24 protein-coding genes and 1 pseudogene are annotated in these 26856 nt (G+C 66.8%); 9 read left to right on the forward strand and 16 right to left on the reverse strand.

The annotated features are described in order from the left end of the window. Positions 1-54 precede the first annotated feature (54 nt). Positions 55-897, forward strand: coding sequence for a helix-turn-helix transcriptional regulator (locus tag LF63_RS02675; protein ID WP_052394602.1), 843 nt, complete (start codon positions 55-57; stop codon positions 895-897). Positions 898-956: 59 nt separating this feature from the next. On the opposite strand, the pseudogene LF63_RS02680 reads toward LF63_RS02675, so the two are convergent. Further along, positions 957-1157 (reverse strand): annotated as a pseudogene (locus tag LF63_RS02680) (helix-turn-helix domain-containing protein); the annotation flags it as partial. 190 nt (positions 1158-1347) lie between these two features. Here LF63_RS02680 and LF63_RS02685 point away from each other — a divergent pair. Together LF63_RS02685 and LF63_RS02690 are read left to right on the forward strand one after the other, a co-directional pair. Then, a complete protein-coding gene (locus LF63_RS02685; protein ID WP_152569227.1) occupies positions 1348-2439 on the forward strand; it encodes an alpha/beta hydrolase in 1092 nt (363 codons plus the stop codon). Between the two features lie 170 nt (positions 2440-2609). After that, a complete protein-coding gene (locus tag LF63_RS02690) occupies positions 2610-3257 on the forward strand; it encodes a TIGR00645 family protein (RefSeq protein ID WP_043099459.1) in 648 nt (215 codons plus the stop codon). 280 nt (positions 3258-3537) lie between these two features. Here LF63_RS02690 and LF63_RS02695 read toward each other — a convergent pair whose 3' ends face one another. Together LF63_RS02695 and LF63_RS02705 are read right to left on the reverse strand one after the other, a co-directional pair. Beyond that, a complete protein-coding gene (locus LF63_RS02695) occupies positions 3538-4404 on the reverse strand; it encodes an AraC family transcriptional regulator (protein WP_043099461.1) in 867 nt (288 codons plus the stop codon). Positions 4405-4593: 189 nt separating this feature from the next. Then, complete coding sequence (locus LF63_RS02705; protein ID WP_152569228.1) at positions 4594-6228, reverse strand: hypothetical protein; 1635 nt, start codon at positions 6226-6228, stop codon at positions 4594-4596. Positions 6229-6865: 637 nt separating this feature from the next. On the opposite strand from LF63_RS02705, the gene LF63_RS02710 reads away from it, so the two are divergent. Then, positions 6866-8596 (forward strand): hypothetical protein, encoded by a 1731-nt coding sequence (locus LF63_RS02710; RefSeq protein WP_043099463.1) that lies wholly within the window; start codon positions 6866-6868, stop codon positions 8594-8596. Positions 8597-8657: 61 nt separating this feature from the next. On the opposite strand, the gene LF63_RS02715 is transcribed toward LF63_RS02710, so the two are convergent. From LF63_RS02715 to LF63_RS02735, 5 genes are all read right to left on the reverse strand, one after another. Next, positions 8658-10271 carry a hypothetical protein gene (locus LF63_RS02715; protein WP_235205259.1) on the reverse strand — a complete coding sequence of 538 codons (1614 nt, stop codon included), beginning with the start codon at positions 10269-10271 and terminating at the stop codon, positions 8658-8660. Between the two features lie 254 nt (positions 10272-10525). Next, entirely contained in the window at positions 10526-11611 is a 1086-nt protein-coding gene (locus LF63_RS02720; RefSeq protein ID WP_043099467.1) for a threonine aldolase family protein, read from the reverse strand. A gap of 78 nt (positions 11612-11689) precedes the next feature. Then, positions 11690-13012, reverse strand: coding sequence for a GGDEF domain-containing protein (locus tag LF63_RS15145; protein ID WP_052394606.1), 1323 nt, complete (start codon positions 13010-13012; stop codon positions 11690-11692). Continuing rightward, on the reverse strand, positions 13009-13890 hold the full coding sequence (locus tag LF63_RS02730; RefSeq protein WP_043099468.1) for a hypothetical protein: 882 nt from the start codon (positions 13888-13890) through the stop codon (positions 13009-13011). The genes LF63_RS15145 and LF63_RS02730 overlap by 4 nt, the downstream gene beginning before the upstream one ends. 132 nt (positions 13891-14022) lie before the next feature. Further along, a complete protein-coding gene (locus LF63_RS02735) occupies positions 14023-15525 on the reverse strand; it encodes a tryptophan halogenase family protein (RefSeq protein ID WP_043099469.1) in 1503 nt (500 codons plus the stop codon). Positions 15526-15710: 185 nt separating this feature from the next. Between LF63_RS02735 and LF63_RS02740 the strand changes: the two genes are divergently transcribed. Together LF63_RS02740 and LF63_RS02745 are read left to right on the forward strand one after the other, a co-directional pair. Beyond that, positions 15711-16253, forward strand: coding sequence for a hypothetical protein (locus LF63_RS02740; protein ID WP_043099470.1), 543 nt, complete (start codon positions 15711-15713; stop codon positions 16251-16253). Positions 16254-16259: 6 nt separating this feature from the next. After that, the gene (locus LF63_RS02745) at positions 16260-16532 is read left to right on the forward strand and encodes a hypothetical protein (RefSeq protein ID WP_043099471.1); all 273 of its coding nucleotides are present in this window, start codon (positions 16260-16262) and stop codon (positions 16530-16532) included. A gap of 74 nt (positions 16533-16606) precedes the next feature. On the opposite strand, the gene LF63_RS02750 is transcribed toward LF63_RS02745, so the two are convergent. The 3 genes from LF63_RS02750 to LF63_RS02760 all read right to left on the reverse strand — a co-directional run bounded on the left by LF63_RS02750 (position 16607) and on the right by LF63_RS02760 (position 20130). Beyond that, entirely contained in the window at positions 16607-17644 is a 1038-nt protein-coding gene (locus LF63_RS02750; RefSeq protein WP_052394608.1) for a hypothetical protein, read from the reverse strand. A 426-nt stretch (positions 17645-18070) separates the two neighbouring features. Then, on the reverse strand, positions 18071-19285 hold the full coding sequence (locus LF63_RS02755) for an MFS transporter (RefSeq protein ID WP_052394610.1): 1215 nt from the start codon (positions 19283-19285) through the stop codon (positions 18071-18073). Positions 19286-19539: 254 nt separating this feature from the next. Then, the gene (locus tag LF63_RS02760; protein WP_043099473.1) at positions 19540-20130 is read right to left on the reverse strand and encodes an NADPH-dependent FMN reductase; all 591 of its coding nucleotides are present in this window, start codon (positions 20128-20130) and stop codon (positions 19540-19542) included. 185 nt (positions 20131-20315) lie between these two features. Between LF63_RS02760 and LF63_RS02765 the strand changes: the two genes are divergently transcribed. Then, the gene (locus LF63_RS02765) at positions 20316-21137 is read left to right on the forward strand and encodes a dimethylarginine dimethylaminohydrolase family protein (protein ID WP_043099475.1); all 822 of its coding nucleotides are present in this window, start codon (positions 20316-20318) and stop codon (positions 21135-21137) included. Positions 21138-21154: 17 nt separating this feature from the next. Here the strand turns inward: LF63_RS02765 and bla are convergent, their stop codons facing one another. Further along, positions 21155-22051 (reverse strand): class A beta-lactamase, encoded by an 897-nt coding sequence (gene bla / locus LF63_RS02770; RefSeq protein WP_043099477.1) that lies wholly within the window; start codon positions 22049-22051, stop codon positions 21155-21157. 204 nt (positions 22052-22255) lie between these two features. Then, complete coding sequence (locus LF63_RS02775) at positions 22256-22546, reverse strand: helix-turn-helix domain-containing protein (RefSeq protein ID WP_052394614.1); 291 nt, start codon at positions 22544-22546, stop codon at positions 22256-22258. Positions 22547-22770: 224 nt separating this feature from the next. Between LF63_RS02775 and LF63_RS02780 the strand changes: the two genes are divergently transcribed. Continuing rightward, the gene (locus tag LF63_RS02780) at positions 22771-23316 is read left to right on the forward strand and encodes a hypothetical protein (RefSeq protein WP_043099480.1); all 546 of its coding nucleotides are present in this window, start codon (positions 22771-22773) and stop codon (positions 23314-23316) included. A gap of 117 nt (positions 23317-23433) precedes the next feature. After that, complete coding sequence (locus tag LF63_RS02785; protein WP_043099481.1) at positions 23434-24555, forward strand: acyltransferase family protein; 1122 nt, start codon at positions 23434-23436, stop codon at positions 24553-24555. Positions 24556-24612: 57 nt separating this feature from the next. Here LF63_RS02785 and LF63_RS02790 read toward each other — a convergent pair whose 3' ends face one another. The 3 genes from LF63_RS02790 to LF63_RS02800 all read right to left on the reverse strand — a co-directional run bounded on the left by LF63_RS02790 (position 24613) and on the right by LF63_RS02800 (position 26748). Continuing rightward, complete coding sequence (locus LF63_RS02790) at positions 24613-25641, reverse strand: alpha/beta hydrolase (RefSeq protein ID WP_043099482.1); 1029 nt, start codon at positions 25639-25641, stop codon at positions 24613-24615. A gap of 141 nt (positions 25642-25782) precedes the next feature. Beyond that, positions 25783-26208, reverse strand: a complete 426-nt coding sequence (locus LF63_RS02795) for an organic hydroperoxide resistance protein (RefSeq protein ID WP_043099483.1) — start codon at positions 26206-26208, stop codon at positions 25783-25785. 78 nt (positions 26209-26286) lie between these two features. Beyond that, positions 26287-26748, reverse strand: coding sequence for a MarR family winged helix-turn-helix transcriptional regulator (locus LF63_RS02800; protein ID WP_043099484.1), 462 nt, complete (start codon positions 26746-26748; stop codon positions 26287-26289). Positions 26749-26856: the final 108 nt, after the last annotated feature.

Raw genomic sequence — 26856 nt, forward strand, 5'->3', positions numbered from 1 at the left:
CCGGGTAAAGTCGTGACTTTATAAGGGTATAGCGAGTAACAGGATGCGGCGGGCATGACACGCGAAAACCGTCTGGGCGCTTACCTGCGCGACCGTCGGGGCAAGCTCGATCCGGCGGCGTTCGGCTTTTCCGCGACGCGCCGGCGCACGCCGGGCCTGCGCCGCGAGGAAGTGGCGCAGCGCGCCAACATCAGCACGACCTGGTACACGTGGCTCGAGCAGGGGCGCGGTGGTGCGCCGTCGGCCGACGTGCTCGATCGCCTCGCGCATGCGCTGATGCTGACCGATGTGGAACGCGAACACCTGTTCCTGCTCGGTCTGGGTCGTCCGCCCGAGGTGCGCTACCGCGTCAGCGAAGGCGTGACGCCGCGGCTGCAGCGCGTGCTTGACGCGCTGGAACCGTGTCCGGCGATCATGCGCACGGCGACCTGGGATGTGGTGGCGTGGAACCGGGCATCGTCGGTCATGCTGATCGATTACGGATCGCTGCCGCCGGAGCGGCGCAACATCCTGATGTACATCTTTCTCGACCCGCGCGCCCGCGCCGCCCAGTACGACTGGGAGAGCGTGGCGCGTTTCGTGGTCGGCGCCTTCCGCGTGGATGCGGCGCGCGCCGGCGCCGACGAGGCGGTCAAGCCGCTGGTCGAGGAACTGTGTCGCTGCAGCCCGGAGTTCGAGGCGATGTGGCACGACAACGACGTGCGCACGCACGGCGAGGGCGTCAAGCACATCAAGCACCCGGAGCTGGGGCCGCTCTCATTTGAGTACTCGGCGTTCGCGGTCGACGGCCGACCGGACCTGAGCATGGTGGTCTACAACCCGGTGCGCGCCGAGGGCCGCGAGTGGGTCGCATCGCGCCTGGACACGCCGTCGTCCACGGTCGACACGGACGGCTAGCGCCGTGGCATCGCACATCGAAGCCTGCCAGCGCGCGGCGTGGCGGAAGCACGCGCGGATCATGCGACTGGCAGGGATGCGGCTGACGCGTCGTCGTCCGCTGGTGGCAGCGGTGTTCGCGCGAAGTGCGTTGGCGGCTGCCCGACATGGCGGGTGAACGCCACGCTGAAGGTGCTCGCCGAGCTGTAGCCCGCGCGCTCGGCGATGCGCGCGATGCCTTCTTCGCCGCGACGCAACCAGTGCTTGGCCAGCGCCATGCGCCCTCATCGGCGTGACACCGCGCAGGACGGCAAGCGCGGATCGGACAGGGTGCGAAGTGGTCGCTATGCTCGTGACATGTGTCGTTGCGGACGGATACTTCGGACGCCCGCGTAGGTCTGGCTGGCATGTGCTGACCGCGCGCCTCGCGTTCGTCGCTTCGCGTGTTCGCGCATTCGATGGGAGAGACCGATGAAACCGCGATACCTGATCTCGATGCTGCTATGGACGACGGCCGCCGTGGCCGCCGCACCGCCTTCGGCGCCGCGTCCGGCCACCACGGCGTCAAGTGCGGCGCGTGCCGACACGAGTTACATCGATGCGCATGGCACGGCCCACGTGACGCGAGTGGTGCCGGTGCCGAAGACCGTCAGTGCCGAGGCGCAGGCGATGCTCGCCGGACGCCTGTCCGATGCGTCCTCGAACGATTCGATTGCACAGCAGCGCGAGGCCACCGATGCCTGGCAGGCGGGCGCGGCGAAGGTGCTGCTGAAGCGTTACCCGGTGACGGTGACATCGACGCGGATTGCGGACGTGCCGGTGCGCGTGGTGACGCCGCCGACCATGCCCGAGTCGCATCGCGGCTACGTGCTGATGAACGTGCACGGCGGCGGTTTCGTGGTCGATTCCGGTTCGCTGACCGAGTCGATTCCGCTGGCACACACGCTGAAGGTGCGGGTGGTGTCCGTGCTGTATCCGTTGTCGCCGGAACATCCGTTTCCGGCCGCGTTGGATGCCGCGGTACGCGTCTATGCGACGTTGCTGAAGACCTACCGGGCCGATCACATCGTCATCTACGGTTCGTCGGCCGGCGCCGTGCTGACCGGAGAGATCGCGGTGGCGCTGAAGCAGCGGCATCTGCCGCAGCCGGCGGCGCTGGGCGTGTTCTCCGGGTTCGGCGATTTCTCGCGCGCCGGCGATTCGATGGCGCTGTTCGGACTTAACGGTCTGTCCGGTCCGCTGCAACCGCACCGCTCCGGCGTGCCGTTGATTCCGGAATACGTGGGCAAGACCGATCCGCGGGATCCGCTGCTTTCGCCGCTGTTCGCCGATTTGCACGGCCTGCCGCCGACGTTGTTCATCACCAGCACGCGCGATCTTCTGCTCAGCGGAACGACCCTGCTCGAACGCGCGTTCCGGCGTGACGGCGTGCCGACCCGGCTGGTGGTGTTCGAGGCGCTGCCGCACACGTTCTGGAACAATCCGAACCTGCCCGAATCGCGCGAAGCGCTGGCGACGATGGCGACCTTCTTCCGCACGCATCTACGCCTCGATCGTCGGTAGATCGAACGGCGCGCGGGCTTGCGAGCCGTGTGCGTATCGCCGTGCAGGCGAAGCACGCGATGGCGGTTCTGCGCGACCTCGATGCGCGTATCGCCAGGCCTTCGCCAGACGGCTTGGCAGCCCGCGGGCGGACGGCTACGCTGGCGTCGATTCCTTCACAGAGCCTGTCGATGCACGCACCCACGAATCCCGGTTTCAAGCCGCTCCGTTTCTTCATCTTCGGTTCGCGCTGGCTGCAGCTGCCACTGTATCTGGGCCTGATCGTGGCGCAGTGCGTGTACGTGTTCCTGTTCGTGAAGGAGCTGTGGCACCTGATCCACGACGCGCCGCATCTGGGCGAACAGCAGATCATGCTGATCGTGCTCGGCCTGATCGACGTGGTGATGATTTCCAATCTGCTCATCATGGTGATCGTCGGCGGTTACGAAACCTTCGTTTCGCGTCTGCGACTGGAAGGCCATCCGGATCAGCCGGAGTGGCTGTCGCACGTCAATGCGTCCGTGCTGAAAGTGAAACTGGCGATGGCGATCATCGGCATTTCGTCGATCCATCTGTTGAAGACCTTCATCGCCGCGGGTTCGATCGGCGGTCTGCCGTTCTGCACGCCGCAGGCACTGGCTGCGGCGCAGGCGCTGGACCCGAACCAGCCGCTGGCCTGCGGCACGCTGACCTCGACCGGCGTGATGTGGCAGACCATCATCCATGTAGTCTTCATCCTGTCGGCCATCGGCATCGCCTGGACCGACCGCATCATGCAGGCCGGATTGGCGCGCAAGGGCGGTCACGCCGGCGAGCACGGAGCGTCGGACCGAGCGTGAGCCCGCCACCGAAAGCAGGCATGCGACGATGCGGATGCGTGGCATGCCCGGCACGATGATCGAAGCGGCGACCATGCCTGTGCCGTGAAGCGGGATGGATGGGCGATGGTGGTGGAGGCGACTTCTGTGCGTCGGCGCCATGGCCTGGACGTTCGCTGCGTCGACCGAGGGCGGTCGACCATCGTGGACGTGCCGCTGGCGCAGTCGGGCGGCGTGGAAGCTCGCCGCCCGATGACGGCGAGCCTCAATGATCGACGGTGGATTCGGATGCGGCGACGCCTCAGCGCAGCGGCAGGTGCACGTCGGTGATCAGCTCGTGCTCGGGCGTGTCGGGAATCAGATTGCGGTAGTGGAAGAACAGCGGATAGTCGCGCAGTTCCTCGCCGCTCTCCGGCAGCCACTCGCGGTAGAGGTAGTACGCCGCTTCGCCCAGACGCTCGTGCGAACCGTGGTGCCGCACCACCGCGCAGCGGCCGCCCGGAATGAAGCGCGTGACGATGCCCTGCGGATTGGCGGGCACGTCGTGTTCGACGGAGCCGGCGATGTCGAAACGGAACTGCTGCGGATCGGTGGTATCGGGATCGTCGTAGGCGATGCCGAAGGTCTCGCTGTGGGTCACTGGCGACAGACCGCTCGCCTTGCGCCACTCGATGAACACGCGCGCGGCGTCGTTGACCTTTTCGGGCGGCCCGCGGTGTTCGAGGGTCGCGATGCGGGTCTGGGGAAAATCGATGATGCGTACGTCCATGGGATGTCTCCGTGCTCGGACAGGAAGTCGGTAGCGTTCGCACCACGGCGGCCACGCCGGGTGCTTCCTGAATTGCGAGGGCGACTGGTCGAACGCGTTGCGGAAGGCGCGTGAGAACGCGGCGGCGCTCTCGAAGCCGGCTTCCAGTGCGATGTCGATGATGCGCCGCTGATCCTCGAACGCCAGTCGATGCGAAGCGCGGCGCAGACGCATGAGCTGGATGTAGCGCGTCACGCTGATGCCCGCATGCTGCGAGAACTGGCGATGGAAATGGAACGGCGAGAAATGCGCCACGCGGCTCAGCCGCTCCACGCTCAGCGGTTCGGACAGATGCAGTTCGATGTAGCGGAACACCGCCTCGAAACGCTGCGTGTAGGCATCGGCTGTAGTCGGCGACACGATCGGCCCTCTCGATTCAGGCCGTCACGATGACGCCTGCGGAGGCCTGTATCTTTGCGCATCTTGCGATGTTGCGTGCGTGTCGGGTCTGGGTGCGCATCGGCAGCGCACATGGAAACGGGGCCGCGTGAACGGCCCCGTTTCGTGTTGCCTCGCATCGGCCTTGCGGCGGACGCGTTGCGGTGGTTCTTAATTCGCGTTCAGCGTGATGTCGTCCAGCACGAACGAGGTCTGCAGGGAACCGTCCTCGGTGCCGAGGAACTTGATGGTCACCGTCTGACCGATGTAGCTGTTCATGCTGAAGCTGTGCTGCACGTAACCCGACGCCGCATTGAGGTTGGAGTACGTGTGCAGCGTCGCCAGCACCGTGCCGCTGCTGTTGAGCACCTGCACCTTCAGCTTGTCGTATGCGCTGGAGGTGGTGGTCTCGGCCGTGTCGATGTGCAGGTAGAACGACAGCGTCGCGGAGGTGTTGCCGCTCGGGATCGTCACCGACTGCGAAACGGTGTCGGTGTGCGTCGAGCCGTAGCCGTCCAGCCACGCGAACCAGGAGCCGGCATGCGCGGACTGACCCGAGCAGGTGCTGTTGCTGCACAGTACGCCGGAGCTCATCGACCACGGCGAAGCCGAACCGCTCTCGAAGCCGGTGTTGCCCAGCAGCTGGCCGGAACCGCCGCCACCGCCGCCACCGCCACCGCCGCCAGTGCCGCCGGTCACGATCGGATGGCTGATGTCGCACTCGTTGGTGTCGTTGGACCAGGTGCTCTGCATGGCATAGGTGCCGTTGCCCATGGTCACGTTGGCGCTGGCGCCCTGACCCGAGGAGATCCACGCGCACTCGTCGCCGTTCTCCTGGCCGTTGTAGCTGCTGCCCGTTTTGTTGGTCCAACCGCCGGCCGGGTTCTGGTCGGTGATGGTCTCGGCGTACTCGTGGCCTTCGACGATCGAGAAGCCGTCGAGTTTGCCCGCCGAGGCACCGTTGACGAAGCCCTGACCGCAGCTCGTGCCCATGTCGGCCACGTACGGCATGTTGGTGAAGGCGATGTCGCCGTACGACGAGGACACGCCGGCGTCGCCGTTCCAGTCATGCCACGCGCAGAAGCCGCTGCCGGAGGTGTTGAAGCCGTCCGGATGCGTGCCGGTCGGCGACAGGATCACGTACTGCACGTAGCGGTTGGACGCCGCCGTGGTGTTGCCGAAGTGCGCGGCGGCCTTGATCGCTTCCTGCGCAAGCTGCGCGGCGGTAGCGTTGCTCGGCGAGGACACCGAGTTGTCGTACCAGATGCCGGCGAACGCGCCACCGGTCGGGTAACCGATGAAGTTGGCGCTGGACGGACAGGTGGTGGAGCCGGAGCTGACGGCCGAGCCGTCGCAGTACTGGGTCATCACGCCCGACCACAGTTCACCGCCAGTGCCCAGTCCCTTGAACATGGACTCCAGATAGGGCACCGCGCCCAGCGAGTCGCCCGACAGGGTCATGTTGCCGTTGGCGTCGGTGCCGGCGGAGCCCCACTGGCTGCCGTAGACGACCAGGTAGACCTTGGGCGTGCCGCTGGTGACGCCGATGCCGTCGACGCCGCCGCCGTAGCTCAGGGTCTCGGTGCCGGTCGCCGCGGTGGTCAGACCGGACTGCGTGCTGGCGAAGGCGTGCATGCGCGCCAGCGCCTCGCGCGTCGGCACGGCACCGTGACGATAGCTGTGGCCGTAGGCGGGCGCATACGGGTTCATATGCGGGTTGTTGGTATTCGCGGACTGTCCGGCACCGGCGTAGGCGGTACTGGAGATCAGTCCGAGCACGGCCGTTGCAACGACCGTTTTCATCATGTTCCAAGCCATGGATTCTCGACTCCCCATTGAAGTAATGGACTGTCCGGTATCCGGAAATCAGGCAAAGCCGTCCCCGGTCCGAACGCTGTAATGCACGCTTCGGATTGCAATAGGTTGCGTGTTTTCTATTCGTGCGCGTTCCGCGCGTACGCGCTTCGATTTCGTCCATTCCCTGACGACAGCGGCGCGTTAAGAAGACTGTGTGGCGTGGATGACGCCGCGGGACCCGTCTTCCCGGAACTGCCCATCCGGAACGTCTCCAAGGTGGGTGGGCGATTCGACCTTAGGGAGCGTCCCCAGGATGGGTAAATAAGAAAAATACCTATAAGCAGAAACTAAGCATTGTCTGACAAGGGCTGACGCGACGCTAAAATAATTGTTATTTTATCAATGGCTTGCCGGTTGTTCTGTGTGCAACCTTAGATAAAAAGAGGCGTCCGGGGCAACAAAATGTGCATGGGCCTTGCATGGGCGAATTCGGCAAATCTGGATCAAGCGTGATCTGCTTCACCTTTGCGTTTCGATGCGGGGTTGCGCGCGAGCCTGTGTGGCGGCCTCCAAATCGATGCTAGCGTATGCGAAGGACCGGCGCGCACACTTGCCGGGACGCCATCGCATGCCCAGGAACGGCGTCATGGATACAGGGAACGACAAGAAGCGTGCACGGACGCCATCCATCACCTCGCACGATGGCCCGTTCGGTACGCGCCTATCGCCGCCCAACAAGAAGAGCAGAGGCCGCGAACCGGACACGACGCCGACGTTCGGCGGCGCGCTGCATCCGATGTCCCTGCCGGTGGTGCATACGTTGCAGGAGGCGCAGGACGCTTCGAAGTCCGGGCAGGTATTCGGTCTGCGGCCGCACGGCGGTTCGTTCACGACCTATCAGGGCATGGCGACGCACGTGACCAGCACCGAGGGCACGAGCTGGACGCAGCAGTTCGCCAAGCCGTCCAGTCGATTGAGCTCGAAGTACGAAAAGCTGTTCCCGAGAATCGATCACATCTCCGATCTCACGCGCGCTAACAAGGCGCTGGTGAGCGGCCAGGCGGGTCAGAACCGCTACGGTAAGGCGTTGAGCAAGCCGGCGCAGATGACGGCGTCGCTGCTTCGCATCAACGAGGCGAGCACGGCCTTCGGATCCGATGCCATGGGCATGGACGGCAAGGACGTCGGCGCCGGCATGATGGCCGATGTGCTGGGCCAGAAATGGGCACACAAGAACAGTCACAGGGGGCGCAGGAAGCGCACGCGTCTCGGTGGCGACGAGGTGCTGAGCGAGCTCAAAGGGCGCTATCCGCAGCTCGACACCACCAGCAAGATGCGCGATCAGGGTGAGGATGCCCTGTTGCGTCAGGTCGGCAAGTCGCGCACCTTCGCCGCCGAACAGGCGATGGCTCGAGGAAAGGCCAAGGGGCTGGACGGCGACGGTCTGGAAGACTACGTGCGCGGCAAGTTCGCGAAGCACGGTCTGGGCGAGGTGCCGGACTTGAGCGGGTTCCGTTCCTCGGCCAAGCGCGACCGCGAAGACGACGAGGATCACGATCGTCAGGCGTATACCGGCGGCTTCGCCAAGACGCCGACCAAGCGCATGCGGAGTCTGGAGCAGAGTCGGCGCTCGATGCGCGAATACGCGAAGGGCATGTCGTCGCCGTTCGTGCGACCCGGAGGCAGCAAGTCCGGCGTGTTCGAGGGCTTCAAGTCGCAGGTCGCGCCGAGCAAGGGCACGATGTGGGAGCAATGGAAGCTGACTGCGCCGGACACGTCGAGCACGAAGTACACCGAGCTGTTCAAGAGCATGAGCACGCTGTCCGACCTCGGCCGCGCCAACAAGGCGCTGGTCAAGGGCGGCAGCGACATGCTCAGTCCCACGCCGGGCGAAAGCCTGTGGCGCGGGAAGTCCTACAGCAGCGAGGCCCAGGCCACGGCGACGCTGCTGCGTCTGAACGAGCCGCACACGGCGCTGGGCGGTTCGTCCATGGGGTCGGAACGGCACGACGCCGGCACCGGCATCATGGCCGAAACGCTGGCGATAAAGTGGAAGAACAGCAGCAACCAGCAGCACCTGAACAAGCAGGACCGCACGCCGGTCGCGCCGTCGAAGGCACTCGGACGTCTGGAAGCCCGCTATCCGCAGCTGGACAACGTGGACAAATTGCGCGTGCAGGGACAGTCGGGGCTTACCGACCAGATCGCGTCCTCGCGCATGAAGGCCGCGGTGCAGGCCGGTCGACGGGGGCTGGCGAAGGGGCAGCCCGATCACTCGCTGAGCGAGTACGTGCAGCACAAGTTCAACAAGCACGGACTCGGTCAGGTGCCGGGCGGATGGAAGCGGCAGCTGACGACGCCGAAACCGAAGAAGTGATGCGAGCGGCTGCGCATGATCGCCCCGGCGTTGCACCGGGGCGGCCATGCGTGCGCAGACGTTACTGGCAGCTCGGGAACTTGAACGAAGCGATGCGCGTGTGCCAGTTGAACGATCCGTCGTTGACCAGATACTCGGTCGTGTACCAGAAGGTGCAGTCGTCGACCGGATCGACCGTCATCGCACTGTAGTCGCCCCAGCGGTCCAGGCTTCCGGTCTGCGAGCCGGTGCCGGCGAGGATGGTCTGCTCGGTCTGCATGGTGTCGAGCGGGTCGCCGACTTCGCGGCCGGTGTAGCGGATCGCCGGATGGATGTTGCTGCTGGATGCGCTGTAGCCGAGCGCCATGTCGCCCAGCTTGTCCATCGCGATCGAACCCATCCAGCGGTAGGTGCTGTCCGGCGCGTAGGTCGATTGCTGATAGACCACCGGTGTGCCCGACGGATTGCGGATCTCGTACCAGCGGATGCCGGTGTAGTTGTTCTGGGTCGGATTGCCCTTGCCGCTGCCAGCCAGCACGGTGTGGTTGAGCACCAGCGATTCGTGATCGCCGAAGTTGCGGTAGGCGAGACGGAACATCAGGCGATCCGCCAGCGAGTCGAGCTTGTTGCGCGTGCCGCTCTGCGGAATGCAGGTGCCGCCGCCGCTGCAGCCGGCACTGAAACCGGCGACCGGGATGTTGATCGGCCCGCTCAGCGTGGTGTTGCCCGGGGTGCTCCAGTCGACGTGGAATCGCCACAAGTTCAGCGCGTTGCTGGTGAAATTCATCATGTAGTTCGGCGAACCGGCGGGCGGCAGCGTGCTGCCGTCCAGGTCCGAGGGCAGCACGCCGCCGTAGCTGGCCGAGAGCTGGAAGCACTGCTGCGTCGCCGGCTGTCCGTTGAGCATGGCGCTGCGGTCGTAGGCGCACAGCTTGGCGCCCTGGAAGGTGTTGCCGAACATGTTGAAGGTCTCGTAGTAGGCGTCCGGCCACACGCCCATCTTCGGGTAGTCCGGAAAATCGCTGCCGTACGAGAACGAGTAGCGGTACCACGCACCGGTGGCGTCGCTGGTCGCCGACACGGCGACGCACTGCAGGTAGGGCGTGGTGCTGACCGAGAACTGCGAGACCACCCAGCGCTGCGCGATCTGGTCGTAGACCACCACCGAATCGCCGTCGTTGTTGGCTTCGCAGCCGCCGCCGAAGCCCTGCCACAGCGTGCTGGTCGGCACCGGTCCGTAGACCACGGCCTTGCTGGACTTGTCGAACACCGCCAGTGCGTCGTTGACCACCTGCACGTACTGTGTGGCGCCGACCGCGCCGACGGTGTCGGGCGGCGCGTAGTGGACGGTGAAGGCGCCTTGCGGTCCGCTGAAGCCTTCGCCGATGCCCTCGACGCCGGCGCCGGCGGCGGGCAGCGCGTTCAGCACGGCGCTGGTCTGCAGCGCACCGTCGCCCAGGTTGCCCTTCTGCACCAGGAACGGAATGCGGCGGGCCGGATGCGCCTGGCCGCTGGAGAAATCCTCCGGACGCGGCAGCAGACCGCGCAGCGAGGGCAGGCGATCGTAATGGACTGCGCCTTGCGTGCTGGCGTGCTCGGTGGTGGCGCCGGCGGCGTGCACGGCGCCTCCCAGCGCCAGGCTCAACGCGACGGAGACGACCGCGCGCGCGGTCATCGAACGTGGAAATGCAGACATGATGAATCCTCCTTGAGATCACAGATCGTGGATACGAATCGAGATCGTGCGAGGAAGCGATCCTGCCGAGGGCGGATCGATTCCTTCCCCCTGTCTGCCATGTCCTTGGCCGCCCGTGCGTGCCGGGCCATGCGTGGCCGGGAATGACGTTCTACAGCTTAGCGCGGCGGCGCGTCCGAAACGCCGACTTGCACACGCTTTCCGCGATCGCCGTGCACATGCGGCGATCGGGCGCTACACGGCGCGCGTCGCATTCAGACGCGGCTGAAGTCCAGAAATGCCGCGATGGCCTCGACCGCGTCGTCGTTTGCACCGGCATCGTCGGCGTTCTCGATCTGGATTTCCGCCATCGCGTGGCCGTCCAGCGGCGCTTCGCCGAAACGGTCGAACAGCCACTGCCCGCGCGCCGCGGCGAAGGCGCGGTGGCGCTCGGTCAGTGCAGCGGGCGTGCCCGGCAGCCAGATCTGGAACGCGTTGGTGTCGGGACGTTGCGGATGCACGTGCACGCGCGACAGCGGCTTCAGCGCCTCGGCCAGGGCGCGTGCGCGCGCCACGCAGGCGGGCAGTTTCGGTGCGCGCCGTTCGAGGCCGTCCAGCGCCGCGAGCGCGTAGGGATAGGCGGTGAACAGGTCGCCGCCGTAGCGGGTCTTCCACACGCGCAGCGAGCGGATGAAGTCTTCGCTGCCGGCAACCAGCGCGCCGCCGAGTCCGCCGAGGCCTTTGTAGTAGGACACGTACACGCTGTCGGCCAGCGTCGCCAGTTCGGCTTCGGGCACGCCATAGCCGGCGGCGGCCTCCCACAGGCGCGCGCCGTCGAAGTGCAGCGGCACGTCGCGAGCGCGGCACCAGGCGGAGATGGCGCGCAGTTCGTCGAGATCGGGCAGCAGGTAGCCTGCGCGACGCAGCGGCAGTTCCACGACCACGGCGGCCAGCGGTTCGGTGACCGTGTCCAGCATGGCCGCGGTGAATGGCTCGTGGTGTCCGAGGCGGATCGATTGCAATCCGGCGACGCGCTCGACGGCGCTGGCCTCGTCCATGCCCAGATGGCTGAGCGGATGAATGACGATGTTGCGGCAGTTGCGCGCCTCGGCCAGGGCGCGCAGTACGCACAACTGCGCTGTGACGCCCTTGATGAAAAACAGCCCAGACGGTTTGCCGAGACGCTGGCGCGTGATGGCTTCCAACTGCGCCACGGCGCCGCCTTCGCCGTAGACGTCGATCGCATCCGTGGCGGCGGGCAGGGACGCGAGGTGTGTCAGCGTCTGCTGCGCGCCGAGTGGCGGCAGGCGCGACAGCACGAAGGAGCAGGAAACCTTGAGTTCGCGATCGTTCGTGGACATACATGTGTCGTGGCGGCAACGGAGAGGCACAGTATCAGGCATGTCGCGCCTGCGGGCACGGCGTGCGGGCCGTGTGGCTCAGTCCGTCGAGGGCGTCTCGTCCACGCAGACGCGATTGCGACCGTTGCGCTTGGCGCGGTAGAGCTGCGCGTCGGCGCGTTCGATGAGAGCGTCGGCGGATTCGTCCGGGTGAGTCAGTTCGGCGACGCCGATGGAGACGGTGAAGCGGATCGCTTCGCCTTGTTCGCTGTCCACCGACAGCGCGGCGATGACGCTGCGCAGGCGTTCGGCGGTGACGGCGGCGGCCGCGCGGTTCGAGCGCGGCAGCAGGGCCGCGAACTCTTCGCCGCCCAGCCGCCCGAGGGTGTCGATGCGGCGTAGTTCGCGTCGGCAGGTCTCGGCGATGCGGACCAGCACGCGGTCGCCGGCGGCGTGGCCGTAGGTGTCGTTGATGTGCTTGAAGTGGTCGACGTCGAGCATCAGCACGGTCATGGTGGCGCCGCCGCGTCGGGCGCGCGCCAGTTCCTGCTCGAAGAGGGTGAAGAAATGGCGTCGCGAGAAGACGCCCGTAAGGCCGTCGGTATTGGCCAGCATCTCCAGTTCGCGGCTCTTTTCCTCCAACTGCCGGGTTTTTTCCTCCAGCGCCGCGGTGCGCGCTTGCACCAGCGACTCCAGGCGCTCGCGATGCAGGGTCAGTTCGTTCTCGTGGCGCACGCGCACGGCGAGGTTGTCGAGCATGCGTACGCGCATCTGGTCGAGTGCCTGCGCAACCTGGTCGAGTTCGTCGGGCCGCTTGTGCGGGCGGTCCTGCGCCAGCTTCAACGGTGTGTGCAGACGCTCGAAGTCGAGGGTGCTGGCGTAGTCGGCCATGATCTGCAGGCGTCGCGTCACCTGCCGGCGGAACAGCAACAGCAACAGCACCGACATGCTCAGCATCGCCGCGATGGTGGTCAGCAGTTCGCGCACGATGGCGTTGTGCATGCGGGCCATTGCGATGCGGTCGTCGATGACCACGCGCAGCGTGCCCAGATCGAAGCGTTGACCATCGTCGTGGGTCAGCGGATAGCTGCGTTCCACCAGCGCGCTGACGTCGGCCTTGCCGCGTGTGAGGCGGCGGCCCTCGCTGTCGAGTTGGACGTAGCCGATGCCGGGGGTGTGGATCAGCGCATTGAGCAGCAGTCGGGTGCTGCCGTCGTCGACTTGCCACAGGCTGGCTTCGAGGCTCGGCAGGAGGCTTTGCTGGATTTCGTCCAGCTGTGCCCGTGCCGCAGTGACCTGGTTGCGGTAGATGGCGCGAACCTGCAGCGCCGTCACGGCCACGGCCACCAGCATGCCAAGCAGCACGGTGGCCGCCGTCAGGCGAAGACTGATCGAGCGTCGGGGCGTTGCGCGTGGATTCACGGGTGGGACTTCGGATGGAACCAGAGGGCGGTGTTCTGTAACGGCGCATCGTCGGGGAAGTCCGGGTTGCGCAGCTCCAGGATCGTGCGTCGGGCGAGATCGAGCCTGTCCAGGTCGGCGTCGTAGGTGCGATGGAACAGGCGCAGCAGACTGCCGTCGTCCAGACTGCGTTCGAGGCCGCGGCGAATGGCGTCGGCCAGCGCGACGTTGTGTGGACGGACGAAGAAGTACAGCGCCGATGGATAGTGCAGCAGCAGGTGCGGTTCCAGTTCGATCGGCAGCCCGGCGTGCGAATTCAGCTCGCCGTCGACTTCGGCGATCGAGCGCGGGAAATAATCGATGTGCCGGCGAGCCAGCATCTGGAACAGGCCTTCGTAGGTCGCGCTGGCGTCGACCTGGAGGCCGTTGGCGCGGAGGATGGCGAGGTCGGGCCAGTCGTGGCCCTGGCCGGCGCGCAGGGCGGCCAGTTGCCGCACGCGGTCGATGCGGGCGAAGCGTGCGCGGTCGCCGCGGTGGACCAGCAGCACGCGCCAGCCGATCAGGCCGCGGTCGATGGGAATGCGGATGGCGCGCAGGCGGCGCTCGCGCTCGCGGGTGGTCACGGTCCAGACGACGTCGAGTCCATGCCCGGAGGCCAGCATGCGCAGACTGCGGGCTTGCTGCATGGCGGTGCGGCTGGGCTGCAGCCGATACGCCACGCCGCTGCGCGCCAGCGCCAGGCGCAACACTTCGAGGGGATAGCGTTGCCGTGCATCCTGCTGCGACTCGGCGCGCGGATAGATGACCCGTAACGGCGCGGTCGCGTGGACACAGGCCGGCGACAGCGGTACGACGAGGGCGAGCAGCATGATCAGCAGGCAGCGCCGAATCGATCGCATGCGTACATCCTGTGCAGAAGGGCAGGGCATCCAGCGCCGTGGTACCGAGGCAGCCGTTTGCCGTGATCGGTTCGTGCAGAGCCTAGCATCAATCTATCCGGCGCAAAGCGAGCTGCGGCGCGGTTCGCGGGGTCAGATCGGACGCGCGCGACAGTAGCGGTCGATGTACTCGCGCTGCGTGGGCATGGCGTCGACGGTCTGCCGGATCGCGTCGCGCAGGCCGGCCAGCATGCGCGTCGCGTCGACCTCGCTGCGCAGGTCGGCGAGCGGATCGTAGCGCTCCGGCCAGACCTCCTGTCCGACCAGCACCGCCAGCCAGTTCGGGTTCTGGAACAACTCCAGACGCTCGGCGACCAGGCGGCCGTGGCCGCGGAAGTGCGCCAGCTTGTAGGCCAGCGGTTCGGGGATGTCCATGCGCGCGACGTGACGCCACATCGGTTCGCTGCGCTGGTTGGCGTGGTAGTGCAGGATCAGGAAATCGCGTACGCGTTCGTATTCGGTAGCGGTCAGGCGATTGAATTCGGCGGTGGTGACCGGATCGAAATCGCGGTCCGGAAACAGCGCCAGCAGACGGCTGACGGCAGTCTGGATCAGGTGGATGCTGGTCGATTCCAACGGTTCCAGGAAGCCGGCGGACAGGCCGATGGCGACGCAGTTGCGGTGCCAGAAACGGCGACGGCGGCCGGTGACGAAGCGCAGCAGGCGCGGCTCGCCCAAGGCTTCGCCTTCCAGATGGTTCATCAGCGTGGCGGTGGCCTCGTCGTCGCTGATGTAGTGACTGCAGTAGACGTGCCCGTTGCCGACCCGGTGCTGCAGCGGAATGTGCCACTGCCAGCCCGCGGCATGCGCGGTGGAGCGCGTGTACGGCGCAAACGCTTCGCCGTGCGCGCACGGTACGGCGATCGCGCGGTCGCACGGCAGCCAGTGTCGCCAGTCTTCGTAGCCGGCATGCAGCGCGCCTTCGATCAGCAGGCCCCGGAAACCGCTGCAGTCGATGAACAGGTCGCCCTCCAAGCGAGTGCCGTTCTCCAGCGCGACGTCGGCAATGAAGCCGTCCTCGCGCAGGTTGACCTCGGTGACTTTGCCTTCGCTGCGCCGCACGCCGTGGCGCTCTGCGTAGGTGCGCAGGAAGGCCGCGTACAGGCTGGCGTCGAACTGGTAGGCGTAGTCCAGTGTGGACAGCACCTGGCGCGGATCGCTCGATGGCGGCATGAACTTGTTCGCGCGCGCGGCCACCCAGGCCAGCGCGTATTCTTCCAGCGGCGTGTCGTCGCCGCGGGCACGCTCGCGCAGCCAGTAGTGATGCAGCGGTACCTTGTCGAACTCGGCGCCGAACTGGCCGAACGGGTGGAAGTAGCGCTGGCCCGTGCGCGTCCAGTTGACGAACTCGATGCCCAGCTTGAAGGTGCCCTGGGTGGCGGCGATGAAGTCGTTCTCGTCGATGCCCAGACGCTGGTTGAACAGCTTGATCGGCGGAATCGTCGCCTCGCCCACGCCGACGCTGCCGATGTGTTCGGATTCGACCAGATCGATGCGACAGTTGCCTTGCAGCGCCTGGCCCAGAGCGGCTGCGGTCATCCAGCCGGCGGTGCCGCCGCCGACGATGACGATGCGTCGGATACGCCTGTCGTTCATGGGGCCGGATGTCCTGCCTGCGAAGAGATGCCGGTCATTGTAGGAGAAGTCGCGCCCTGGATCGGGACAGGCACTCGGTGGCGGCGCGGAGGTCGTCCCGTTCGCCACCGTGCGGCTGTCTTCCCCCACCCTGAAGCCGTTAGAGTCTGCATCGACTCGGGGGAGTTTCGTCATCAGGGGAACACATGAAAGGGAACATCATCGGCGCCGGCGTGGCGCTATCAATGCTGTGCGGTTGCGTCTCCATGCCGACGTTCCAGTCGGCGAAACCCATGGGCAGCGCGCACGCCTACCGGGTTCATGCGGCCGATCCCAAGCCGATCGAAAACACGCTCTACCAGTTCGTCGACATGGACGACACGGTGCTGTATCACCAGGAGGCCGGTGGCGGTGGCGTGGCGCTCGGCGTGTTGCTGGGACCGCTCGGCGCGGCCGCCAACGCGGCAGCGATCAAGAGCCGCACCGGCAAGGAAGCGTTGTCGCTGCGCGGCGCGTTCACGCCGCACGTGATGCAGGATTTCTCGGCCACGCTGCTCTATCAGCCGGAACTGCAGCCGGCGCGTGCGGCGGATGCCTCTGCCGTGACGTTCTCGCCGATGCTGGAGCTGACGCGGATGGGCGAGGATCAGGTCCGGATCGGCGCACGTCTGCGCGTCGCTCAGGGCACCCCGCAGCAGCGCGATTACCTCTACGTGCTGCCCGACAGCTACTCGTTCGCCGCTCTGTAGAAGGGAATGTCCAGCGCGGATCAGAGCAAGCTGGACGCTTCGATCCAGCAGGGCTTCCGCTGGGCGCTGGACACCTACCGCAGCGATACGGAAGGCCGGTTGCAGGCGAATCGTCCTGTGATGGTGCAGTCGTCTTTCGTCAACACGCGGATCAAGATGAAGCTCAAGGGCTACGCCTTCGAGCAGGATCCGGGCCGTGTCGGTTTCGTGCTGGCCGCGCCGTCCTGGCCGACGGTGTATTCGATGCCGGCGGACATGGCCGTGGTGACGTCGGGCTGATCGGCGATGCCGACATGAAAACGCCGGCGATGCACGAGGCATCGCCGGCGCCGATCACACGTGGGGATGCGTGATCAGTACGACAACACGCAACCGCCCGCACCGCTGTTGAAGGCATTGCTCCACAGCGACTGCACCGGGTAGCTGGTGCCGCCCGAGAGCGTGACGGTCGCGGATGCGCCCTGACCGGAGGAGATCCAGGCGCATTTGTCGCCGTTCTCTTCGCCGCTGCCGTCGATCCAGCCGCTGCTCGGGAACTGGTCCGAAATCGTCTCGGCCAGCTCATGGCCTTCGACGATGGTGATGCCGGCCTTCGGACCCAGGCCGTTGAAGTTGGCGCCGCAGCTCGCGCCGGCGTCGGTCATGTACGGCAGGTTGGTGTAGGCCACGTTGCCGTAGTTCGAGCTGCTGTAGCTGTGATACGCGCAGTACTGCGTGCCGAAGCCGGAGGCGCTGTTGCCGGTGGCGGTGGCGATCACGTACTGGGTGCTGGCATTGCTGCCGGACGTCGTGTTGCCGAAGTGCGCGGCGGCCTTGACCGCTTCGGCGGCCAGCTGCGACTGGGTCGGATGGCTCGGCGCGGCCGAGCTGTTGTCGAACCAGACGTTCTGGTAGATGTTCAGCTGGTTGCCGGCCGCGGTGCCCGCGCCGTTGCAGAACTGGGTGCCGCTGCTCACGCCCTGGCAGTACTGCGTGACGCTGTTCAGCCAGGAGCTGCCGCCGACGCTGCCCAGGAAGGACTCGAGGATCGAGACTTCGCCGCTGGGGTCGTTGTTGTTCCACTGCGAACCCCACACCACCAGGTAGACCTTGGGCGCGGTCTCGACGCCGATGCCGCCGGTGCCGCCCTGGTAGATCAGGTTGTTGCTGGTGGTGGAGCCGCCGCCGTGGCCGCCGCCCTTGGCCTGGCCGCGGTTCGGATGCTGCGCGCGCCAGCTTTCCATGGCGTCGACGGTCGGATGCACGACGGCCGGGTGCTGGCCCTGCTCGAGCAGGCGCACGCCGCCAGGCGTGCCTTCGTAGTTCATCGGCGCCGGCGGCTTGGCCGAGACGACGGCACTGGCCAGCAGGGTGAGCGAAAGGGCGGCAAGAATTTTTCCGGTGGATTTCATGTGGTATCTCCTCGAAAGCTTCGAATAGTCCATGTAGAAATCACGGATCGAGGGCGCCTGAGCGCGCTGGTCAGCGCGCCAATGCGTCGTCCGATGCGTGTCGGTTCCCGCATTCGCGTCCTGCCTCAGGCCTTTTCATATACAACCGCCCCCGGCCTTTTCAGCAGCGCGAAACATAGATCGCGGTAGCGCAAGGCACTGTGCTCCGTGTGTCGGAGCCTCCGGCCGCGCGCCACGCATATAGCGGGCGTTTGCTTAGGATTTGCTTAGTTGGCGCGCGTGCACCCTGCACAGTCCGATGCAGTTCTCATCGTGGCGGATGCATCGAGCGTGGCGCACAGGCCGCGCCACGGCGTCGCCGAGCGGCATGTCGGACATGCGCGGCATGGCCGGATGCAGGCGTGTGCTGGCAGCGCATCGATGGACTCAGGCGGTCGCGCCTGTCTCGACCGGGCGACGGCCGTCCGACCAGCGCATGGCCATCCAGATGACGATGCCGCCGAGCGACAGCGCGACGCCGACGCCGCCGGTCGCGCGCCAGCCCCAGCCGGCCGTGAGCGCCATGCCGGCCAGCCACGGACCGAGCGCGTTGGCCATGTTGAAGGCCGCGTGGTTCATGGCGGCGGCCAGCGTCTGCGCGTTGCCGGCGACATCCATCAGACGCGTCTGCAGCGGTACGACCAGGCCGCCGCCGAGGCCGATGACGAACAGCGAAGCGCCCATCAGGATCACGTTGCCGACGGAGAACGCGTAGAAACCGCTGGCGACGCCCAGCAGGATCTGCAACGCCAGCGCCGCCTTCAGTAGACGACCGCCGGACAGCGCGCCGGCGACGATGTTGCCCAGCGTGCTGCCGACGCCGAAGATCATCAGGATCACCGACACGCCCCAGGCTGGCGCGTTCGTGGTGGCCAGGAACGCGGCGCTGAAATAGGTGTAGACCGCGAACATGCCGCCGAAGCCGATGGCGCCCATCGCCAGTGTCAACAGCACGTCGCGGTTGCGGAAGGCGTCGATCTCGGCCAGCGGATGCGCGTCGGGATGCGGCCCCTTGTACGGCGCGGTGCGCCAGACCATCACGACGGTGATGCAGGCCAGCGCCGCGACCATCGCGAAGCCGAGGCGCCAGCCCAGTTCCTGGCCGAGGTAGTTGACCGCCGGCACGCCGACGATATTGGCGATGGCCAGGCCGAGGATGACCTGACTGACCGCCTGCGCGCGCCGGTCGCGGCCGGCGATGTCGGCCGCGAACAGCATGGCGATGCCGAAGAACGCGCCATGCGGCAGGCCGCTGAGGAAGCGCGCCAGGTCCATCGTCCACATCGACGGCGCCAGCGCGGTCAGCAGATTGCCGACGGCGAACACGCCCATCAGCGCCAGCAGCACGTGCTTGCGCGGCAGCCGCGAGGCGAACATGGCGATCAGCGGTGCGCCGATGACCACGCCCAGTGCGTAGGCGCTGATGGCGTGTCCGGCCACGGCCTCGGAGGCGTGGAATTCGCTGGCGAAGTAGGGCAGCAGACTCATCGCCGCGAATTCGCCCGCGCCGATGGCGAAGGCGCCGGAGGACAGCCAGAAGATGATGACGGCCAGGCTGTGCGTGGCGTCGGTGGCGGACGGGGAGGCGTTCGGACGCGTCATGGGGATTCGGAACGTGGGACGGTGTGGGGTGCGAAGTGCGGGCTTGGCGTCGTCGCTGGATGCGATGCCTCGCAAGGTGTGGAGACGTCGTGCGGCGACCGACGCGCGGTGTCCGACGGCGCGCTCGACGCCGCGCCTGCGCACGATGCGGAGTCGCGTGTCGATGGATCGGGTGAAGGCCTATGGTAGCGCAGCCCGTCGCGCCGGTTAGAAAGCATGCGCATAACGGACGGCGTCCGCGGGAGGCGCTGGACTCAGTACGGCGGCTCGCGACGCTGGCGCTGCATGCGCGCCGCTTCGGTCCACCAGGCCAGGTCGTCGGCGAAGCGTGCGAAGGATTTCTCCAGCAACGCGCCGGCGTCGCCCTGCGGCTGGCCGTCGGCATCCAGCGTCGCGCCGATCGGGCCGACCAGCACGCTGCTGGAAATGACCACCATGCCCATCTCCGACAGCGTGCCGTGCCACAGCAGGTTGGCGCGCGCGCCGCCGAGTCGTCCGGCCGAATAGCTGACGATGCCGGCCGGACGCCAGAACCATTCTTCGAGGAAGTGATCGGTGAGGTTCTTCAGGCCCGGCTGCATGCCCCAGTTGTATTCGCCGGTGACGAACACGAAGCCGTCGGCCGCGCGAATCTTGCCGGCCAGCGCTTCCATCGCTTCGGGCGCTTCGCCGGGCGCGTGTTCCTTGTACATGCGGTCCAGCATCGGCAGGCCGATCTGCATGGCGTCGATCAGCTCGGCCTCGGCACCGCGCGCCTGCAGGCGGTCCACCACGTAGTGCGCCAGCCGGATGCCGGCGCGGTCGGAACGGTAGGAGCCGTACAGCACGAGGATGCGTTCGGACATGCCGGAACCTCGAAGGCAGCGGGCGCGGCCGGCCGCTCGCCGGTCGCTCGCGGCCATGATGGCACGGCGCCGACATCGATGCGGCGGCATAACAACCAACGGTGATAACCGCGAGTGCCGCATTCATGCAACAAATCGTTCCATCCCGTGCTTTACGCTGCAGGTTTCCCGTCGAGGAGGAAGGCATGACGTCGCGTCCCCGTTTCCTGATGTGTCCGCCCACGTATTTCGAGGTGGCGTACGTGATCAACCCGTGGATGGAGCATCACGTCGACAACGTGCAGCAGGCGCGGGCGCAAGCGCAGTGGGACGCCTTGCACGAGGCGCTGCAGGCGCGCGCGGACGTGGCGCTGGTCGAGCCGGCGCCGGGTCTGCCGGACATGCCGTTCACGGCCAACGCCGGCGTGGTGCTGGGCGACACCTTCGTGCCGAGCCGCTTCCGCCATGCGCAGCGACAGGGCGAGGAAGCGCTGTTCGAGCGCTGGTGCGCCGAGCACGGTTTCGCGATCCGTGCGCTACCCGAGGGACTGGATTTCGAGGGTGCGGGCGACGCCTTGCTCGACCGCGGTCAGCCGCTGCTGTGGATGGGCCACGGGCACCGCAGCGACGCGGCCTGCGCGCCGGCGCTGCAGGCGCTGCTCGATATCGAGGTGGAGCCGCTGCGGCTGGCCGACGCGCGCTTCTATCATCTGGATACCTGCTTCTGCCCGCTGCAGGGCGGTGCGCTGCTGTACAACCCGCGGGCCTTCGACGACGACTCGCGCGCGCGGATCGAGGCGCGCGTGCCGGCGCACCGGCGGCTGGCGGTCGATGCGGACGATGCCGCGGCGTTCGCCTGCAACGCGGTGGACGTGCTCGATGCGGTGATGCTCAACCGCGCCAGCGATGCGCTGCGTGCGGGGCTGAAGCGTCTCGATTACGACGTCATCGAGACGCCGCTGGACGAATTCATGAAGTCCGGCGGTTCGGCCAAGTGCCTGACGCTGCGCCTGGACGAACCGCGCTGAATTCGTAGCGCGCGGCGTCAGCCGTGCAGGGTCACCGCGAGCCGGCCGACGTCCGCCAGCACGCTCTCGCGCGCTTCGTCGCTGGCGATGGAGCCAGCGTAGTAGGCCGCGACCAGCAGCGGTCCGCCCTTCGGCGGTTCGATCAGGCCGATGTCGTTGATCTCGTTGGCGGCGCCGCGACCGGTCTTGTCGGCACAGTGCCAGGCGCTCGGCAGACCGGCGCGCAGCAGTCGGGTGCCGGTGCTGCATTGGCGCATCCAGCCGAGCAGCCGTTGCCGCGAGGCCGGACGCAGGGCGTCGCCCAGCAGCAGGTCGCGCAGGTCGGCCAGCATCGCCTGCGGCGTGGTGGTGTCGCTGGGGTCGTCGGGCAGAGCGAGATTGAGCGCCGGTTCGTTGCGTACCAGCAGGGTCTCGCGGTCGCCCAGGCTGCGCGCGTAGGCGGTCACGGCGGACGGTCCGCCGAGGGTTTCCAGCAACAGGTTGTCGGCGGTGTTGTCGCTCACCGTGATCGCCGCCTCGCACAGGGCTTCCAACGTCATCCCGGGCGCGCCGACGTGATGCCGGGTGATCGGCGCGTAGTCGAGCACGGCGTCGCGGTCGAAGACGATGCGGCGCTGCAGGCGCTCGACGCCGCTGTCCACCCGAGCCAGCAGGGCGGCGACGGTCAGCACCTTGTGCGTGCTGCACATCAGGAAGCGGCGATCGGCGCGATACGCCACGCGCAGTCCGCTGGACGTGTCTAGCATCGCCACGCCGAGCCGGCCGCCGTGCCGGGCTTCCAGCGCGGCCAGCCGGGTGTGGATGTAGCGAGTGGCGTCGAGGGGACGGCCGTCGCGCGCGGCGGCGTGCAGGTTCGGCAGGGCGGCCATGCCGGCGCCCACGGCCAGGGTTTTCAGGAGTTCGCGACGAAGCATGAAGGGCGTTCCGATGCAGCGGCCATCATGGCCGGATGCGCAGCAGTGTGGCGTTGCGCTACGGCGAAGCCCGGCCGGGTTGCGGGCAATCTTCGGGCAGTTGCGGGCCGCCGACAGACGTCAGGCCGGCAGCCAATGGTGTGGGCATGGAATCTTCGGTGGCCCTGCGTGTCCAAGCAGGCGGACCGTGGTACTTTTCGGCGGTCAGGATTTGCGCGGACGCCTCGGCGGTCGTGTTTCGCTGACCTTGTCCTTGAGTCGTTGTTCGAGTCGCGCGGCAAAATCCACGAACGTGAGGCCGTAGATCGCGCCCAGTTCGCGTACTTGCACCAGATCCACGCCGCGCTGCCCGACCTCGATGGCCGAGACATAGGTCTGCGGACGCCCGAGCGAAGCGGCTACCTCGGCTTGCGAGAGTCCGGCCTCGAGACGCAAGTCACGCAGCAGCGTGACCAGCTCAGCATGCTCAGGTGTGTGGATCGAGGCTCTTTTCATGACCGACGCTCGATCGTCCGGCCATGGACGTTATTACCCGAGCAGTTGTTAGGCGAAAGGCGGGATATTACCTGTATAGCGTGTATAATCAGAGATGCATCGAACGCGGCGAGGAGGATGGCCGGCCGATGCGGACGCGCCGCGGGATGCAGCGATAGCGTGGATGCCGCGGTTATGAATGAACCACATCACTTTGCGGTGGAAGGGAAGCGGGGTGTAGGGAGATGCACTATTTATCGACGAAGCAGCGGCTTGCGATTCGCCTGGGACTGATCGCCACGGCCATCGTCGCGAGCCTGGCGACGATCTTGATCTGGCCGCGCCTCGATCACGCCATCGAGCACCATACGGACATCATGTTGATCGCGGCGCTGACGCTGGTGATCGCGGGGGCGGTCGCGTACAGATTGCTGCTGCGCTACGAACCGACCTTTCCGAGCGGCTTCCAGGCGACGGTCCATCATCGCAACATCGCCCTCGACCATGCGTCGGGCCGTCTCTGGGTGCGCACGCCCGATGCGCACGAATACACCTTGAGCAGCGATCAGATTCGCGCCTGGAAGCATGAGTGGACGCACCACTCCAATCGCTTGGGCTTGCAGCGTCGGGCCTGCAACCTCATCGTGCTCGAACTGGCCGAGCCGGGCGGAACACGCATTGGCGTGGATTTCGGTCGCGACCACGCGGCGGCCTCGCAGTGGCAGGCGCGCATCGCGTACTGGAAGCGGCGCGATCTGTTCGACATGCAGCCGCGGCACGCGCCGCTCTGATCCGCGTACGCCGCTGCATGCGTTCTGCCCGCCGACGGTCGTCGACGTGCCCGCGAATTGCCCGATTCGTCGATTAGGTTCATCGCGTGCCGCGTCGGCATGCCATGAGGAACAGGGATGCAGCGTCGACCGGGTCTGGACCTGCTGCGTGCGATCGCGGTGGTGTGGGTGATGGTGTTTCACAGCTATTTCGCCGGGTTCCAGGGTGGTGGCGTGCTGCGCTGGAGCGGCTGGATGGGCGTGGATCTGTTCTTTGCGCTCAGCGGTTTCCTGATCGGCTCGCAAGTGCTCAAACCGCTGGCGCAAGGCGAGCGGATGGCGTTCGGCGATTTCTACCTGCGTCGCGCGTTCCGCATCCTGCCGGTCTATCTGCTGGTGCTGACCGTCTACCTGGCGGCGCCGGCGCTGCGTGAAGTGTCGGACATGCGTCCGTGGTGGCAGTTCGCGACTTTTAGCCTGAACCTGTGGCCGGCGCCGCCCGCGCAGCAGGCGCTGTCGCACGCATGGTCGCTGTGCGTGGAAGAACATTTCTACCTGCTGTTCCCGTTGCTGGCCGCGCTGCTGGCCTGGCGGCCTTCGATGCGCCGTGTCCTCGGCGTATTCGCGGTGCTGGTGCTGGGCGGCATGGCCCTGCGCGCCTGGTTGTGGACGACCCGGGTGGGGCCGGTGCTGGATCCGTCGGCGGGGCAGGAGGCCTACATGCGCTTGCTGTACGTGCCGACCTGGGCGCGCCTGGACGATCTGCTCGGCGGCGTCGCGCTGGCGGCGGTGCGCAACTATCGCCCGATGTTGTGGGCGTGGCTGGAGGCGCGCGCGAATGTCGTGCTGGGGTTGGGCGTGGCGCTGGTCGTCGTCGGCATGGCGTGGTTCTCGGGGCAGCGCCTGGGTTTCGCGCAGAACGTATTCGGCTATCCGCTGCTGGCGCTGGGCATGGCCGCGTTGGTGTGCGGCGCTGCCAGTCCCCAGGGTGTGCTCGGTCGTCGGGCCGTGCCCGGTGCGACCTGGCTGGCGTTGGCGTCGTACAGCCTGTATCTCACGCACAAGGCCGTGTACGCGAACGTGCATCGCTGGCTGGGCGCATGGGGCGATGCGCACGGGTGGTGGAGCCTGCCGATCTACGCCGGCGCGGTGCTGGCGGTGGGCGCGATCTGCTACTACGGCGTCGAACGCCCGTTCCTGCGGCTGCGCGCGCGTGTGCGCGGTCGGCGAACGAAGGGCATGGCACAGGCAGCGGCATGAACGGGACAGGCCCGGCCGACATGTCGCGCCGGACCGGGCCTGCCGTCGTCGTGCGACTCACTTCAGGTGAGCACGCAGCGCTTCCGCCAGTTGCTGGATCGCCGCCCGCGTGGGCGCATCGTCGGCCAGTGCATTGAGCAGTCCGAAGTCATGGATGGTGCCGTCGTAGCGCACCACCGTGACGTCGTTGCCGGCGTCGTCGAGCTTGCGGCCGTAGGCCTGGCCTTCGTCGGTCAGCACGTCGAACTGGGCCACCTGGATCAGCGCCGGCGGCAGGCCTTGCAGCTCCTTGCGCGAGGCCTTCAGCGGCGAGGCGTAGATGCTGTCGCGCTGCTTGGCGTCGGTGGTGTAGGCGTCCCAGAACCACTGCATCATCGGCCGCGTCAGGAAATAGCCTTCGGCGTAGGCGCGGTACGAACGGTTGTCGAAGTCGGCGTCGGTCACCGGCCACATCAGGCCCTGGAACGCGATCTTCGGGCCCTTGCGGTCCTTGGCCATCAGGCTGACCACGGCCGCCATGTTGCCGCCGACGCTGTTGCCGACCACGGCCAGGCGCGAGCCGTCGACGCCGATCTGGTCGCCGTGCGTGGCGACCCACTGCGTGGCCGCGTAGGCCTGCTCGATGGCGACCGGGTAGTGGGCCTCGGGCGAGGGCGTGTAGTTGACGAAGACGGCGGCGGCGCCGGAGGCGACCACCAGATCGCGCACCAGGCGTTCGTGGGTCGGGAAGTCGCCGAGGATCCAGCCGCCGCCGTGGAAGAACATGAAGACCGGCAGCGTGCCTTGGGCATGTTCCGGCTTGACGATGGTCAGCGACACGCGCCGTCCGTCCTGCTCGATGCTGCGCTGCTGCACGACGATGCCGGACAGGTCGACCTTGACGCTTTTCTGCGCGTCGGTCAGCACTTGGCGGGCGTCGGCCGGGCTCAGCGTCTGCAGTGGCGCGCCGCCGCTGTGGTTGAGCTGTTCGAGGAAGGCCGACGTGGCGCGGTCGGGCTGCAGGGACGGCGCGTCGCCGGCGTGGGCCGAGCCCATGAGTCCGGCGGTCAGGGTGCCGACGAGAAGCGGGATCTTGAAATTGCGCATGGGATGTCTCCTTTTGAATTGATGGCTATTAAATAGCGCACTATTTAGTTTTGCGGAAAAAGGCACGCAGTGAGCGCGGTGCGGAACACCGAGGGCGTGCCGGTGAGACGGCGGGCGGATCGCGCCGCCCGCCGATCGTGCTCAGACCACGGTCAGGGTGACGTCGATGTTGCCGCGGGTGGCATTGGAGTAGGGGCACACGATGTGCGCCTTCTGCACCAGCGCCTCGGCGGCTTCACGTTCCATGCCAGGGATGTGGATCTGCAGTTCGACCTCGATGCCGAAGCCGGTCGGGATCGGGCCGATGCCGACGCGGCCGGTGATGGTGGTATCGGCCGGCAGGCGCAGCTTGTCCTGGCCGGCGACGAACTTCATCGCGCCCAGGAAGCAGGCCGAGTAGCCCGCGGCGAACAGTTGCTCGGGGTTGGTGCCTTCGGCGCCGTCGCCGCCGAGCGACTTGGGTGTGGTCAGGCGGATGTCGAGAACCTGGTCGGACGAAACGGCGCGTCCATCGCGGCCGCCGGTGGCGGTGGCTTCGGCGCGGTAGAGAACGTTTTCGATGCTCATGGTGTGGAACTCCGGTGGGTGGGGTAGGAATAGCTCACTATTAAATAGTGCACTATTTATATGCGGCAGAAAATGCACTCATGCACTTTCCGCCAGATGGTGTCGCAGTCGATGCAGCTGGTTACGCAGTGCAGTCATTTCTTCCATGCTGCAGTGGCTTGCACAGAAGATGCCGTCTTGTACGGGACCGGCCTTGGCTTCGAGCTTGCGGCCCTTGGCGGTCAGCGAGATCACGACGTGGCGTTCGTCCTCGCGCGAGCGGGCACGTACCACCAGGCCGGCCGCATCCATGCGCTTGAGCAGCGGCGTCAGCGTGGCCGAATCGAGTTGCAGACGCTCGCCGATCTCGGACACGCTGCGGTGATCGTCCTGCCACAGCACCATCAGCACGAGGTACTGCGGATAGGTCAGCTTCAGCGGCTTGAGCAGGGTGCGGTAGACCTTGCTCATGGCCAGGTTGGCCGCGTACAGCGCGAAGCAGAGCTGGGCGTCCAGACGCGGGCCCTGCTGCGGATTCGAGGTGGCGGTGTTCGTGTTCATGGAGTGGATAATACATAGCGCACTATTTGATTGCAAGCGATATTTGAAGACCGCTGCTGTGGCGTCGTCGCAGCCCGCGATGCATAGTGGCGCCGGGCCATTCCGGCC

Source organism: Oleiagrimonas soli (assembly GCF_000761445.1).
Classification (GTDB): domain Bacteria; phylum Pseudomonadota; class Gammaproteobacteria; order Xanthomonadales; family Rhodanobacteraceae; genus Oleiagrimonas; species Oleiagrimonas soli.

Bases quoted from the DNA above. Each gene is read 5' to 3' on its own strand.
- LF63_RS02675 (WP_052394602.1), top strand. From the start codon at position 55: ATGACACGCGAAAACCGTCTGGGCGCTTACCTGCGCGACCGTCGGGGC.
- LF63_RS02685 (WP_152569227.1), top strand. From the start codon at position 1,348: ATGAAACCGCGATACCTGATCTCGATGCTGCTATGGACGACGGCCGCC.
- LF63_RS02690 (WP_043099459.1), top strand. From the start codon at position 2,610: ATGCACGCACCCACGAATCCCGGTTTCAAGCCGCTCCGTTTCTTCATC.
- LF63_RS02705 (WP_152569228.1), bottom strand. From the start codon at position 6,228: ATGATGAAAACGGTCGTTGCAACGGCCGTGCTCGGACTGATCTCCAGT.
- LF63_RS02710 (WP_043099463.1), top strand. From the start codon at position 6,866: ATGGATACAGGGAACGACAAGAAGCGTGCACGGACGCCATCCATCACC.
- LF63_RS02715 (WP_235205259.1), bottom strand. From the start codon at position 10,271: ATGTCTGCATTTCCACGTTCGATGACCGCGCGCGCGGTCGTCTCCGTC.
- LF63_RS02720 (WP_043099467.1), bottom strand. From the start codon at position 11,611: ATGTCCACGAACGATCGCGAACTCAAGGTTTCCTGCTCCTTCGTGCTG.
- LF63_RS02730 (WP_043099468.1), bottom strand. From the start codon at position 13,890: ATGCGATCGATTCGGCGCTGCCTGCTGATCATGCTGCTCGCCCTCGTC.
- LF63_RS02735 (WP_043099469.1), bottom strand. From the start codon at position 15,525: ATGAACGACAGGCGTATCCGACGCATCGTCATCGTCGGCGGCGGCACC.
- LF63_RS02740 (WP_043099470.1), top strand. From the start codon at position 15,711: ATGAAAGGGAACATCATCGGCGCCGGCGTGGCGCTATCAATGCTGTGC.
- LF63_RS02745 (WP_043099471.1), top strand. From the start codon at position 16,260: ATGTCCAGCGCGGATCAGAGCAAGCTGGACGCTTCGATCCAGCAGGGC.
- LF63_RS02750 (WP_052394608.1), bottom strand. From the start codon at position 17,644: ATGAAATCCACCGGAAAAATTCTTGCCGCCCTTTCGCTCACCCTGCTG.
- LF63_RS02755 (WP_052394610.1), bottom strand. From the start codon at position 19,285: ATGACGCGTCCGAACGCCTCCCCGTCCGCCACCGACGCCACGCACAGC.
- LF63_RS02760 (WP_043099473.1), bottom strand. From the start codon at position 20,130: ATGTCCGAACGCATCCTCGTGCTGTACGGCTCCTACCGTTCCGACCGC.
- LF63_RS02765 (WP_043099475.1), top strand. From the start codon at position 20,316: ATGACGTCGCGTCCCCGTTTCCTGATGTGTCCGCCCACGTATTTCGAG.
- bla (WP_043099477.1), bottom strand. From the start codon at position 22,051: ATGCTTCGTCGCGAACTCCTGAAAACCCTGGCCGTGGGCGCCGGCATG.
- LF63_RS02775 (WP_052394614.1), bottom strand. From the start codon at position 22,546: ATGAAAAGAGCCTCGATCCACACACCTGAGCATGCTGAGCTGGTCACG.
- LF63_RS02780 (WP_043099480.1), top strand. From the start codon at position 22,771: ATGCACTATTTATCGACGAAGCAGCGGCTTGCGATTCGCCTGGGACTG.
- LF63_RS02785 (WP_043099481.1), top strand. From the start codon at position 23,434: ATGCAGCGTCGACCGGGTCTGGACCTGCTGCGTGCGATCGCGGTGGTG.
- LF63_RS02790 (WP_043099482.1), bottom strand. From the start codon at position 25,641: ATGCGCAATTTCAAGATCCCGCTTCTCGTCGGCACCCTGACCGCCGGA.
- LF63_RS02795 (WP_043099483.1), bottom strand. From the start codon at position 26,208: ATGAGCATCGAAAACGTTCTCTACCGCGCCGAAGCCACCGCCACCGGC.
- LF63_RS02800 (WP_043099484.1), bottom strand. From the start codon at position 26,748: ATGAACACGAACACCGCCACCTCGAATCCGCAGCAGGGCCCGCGTCTG.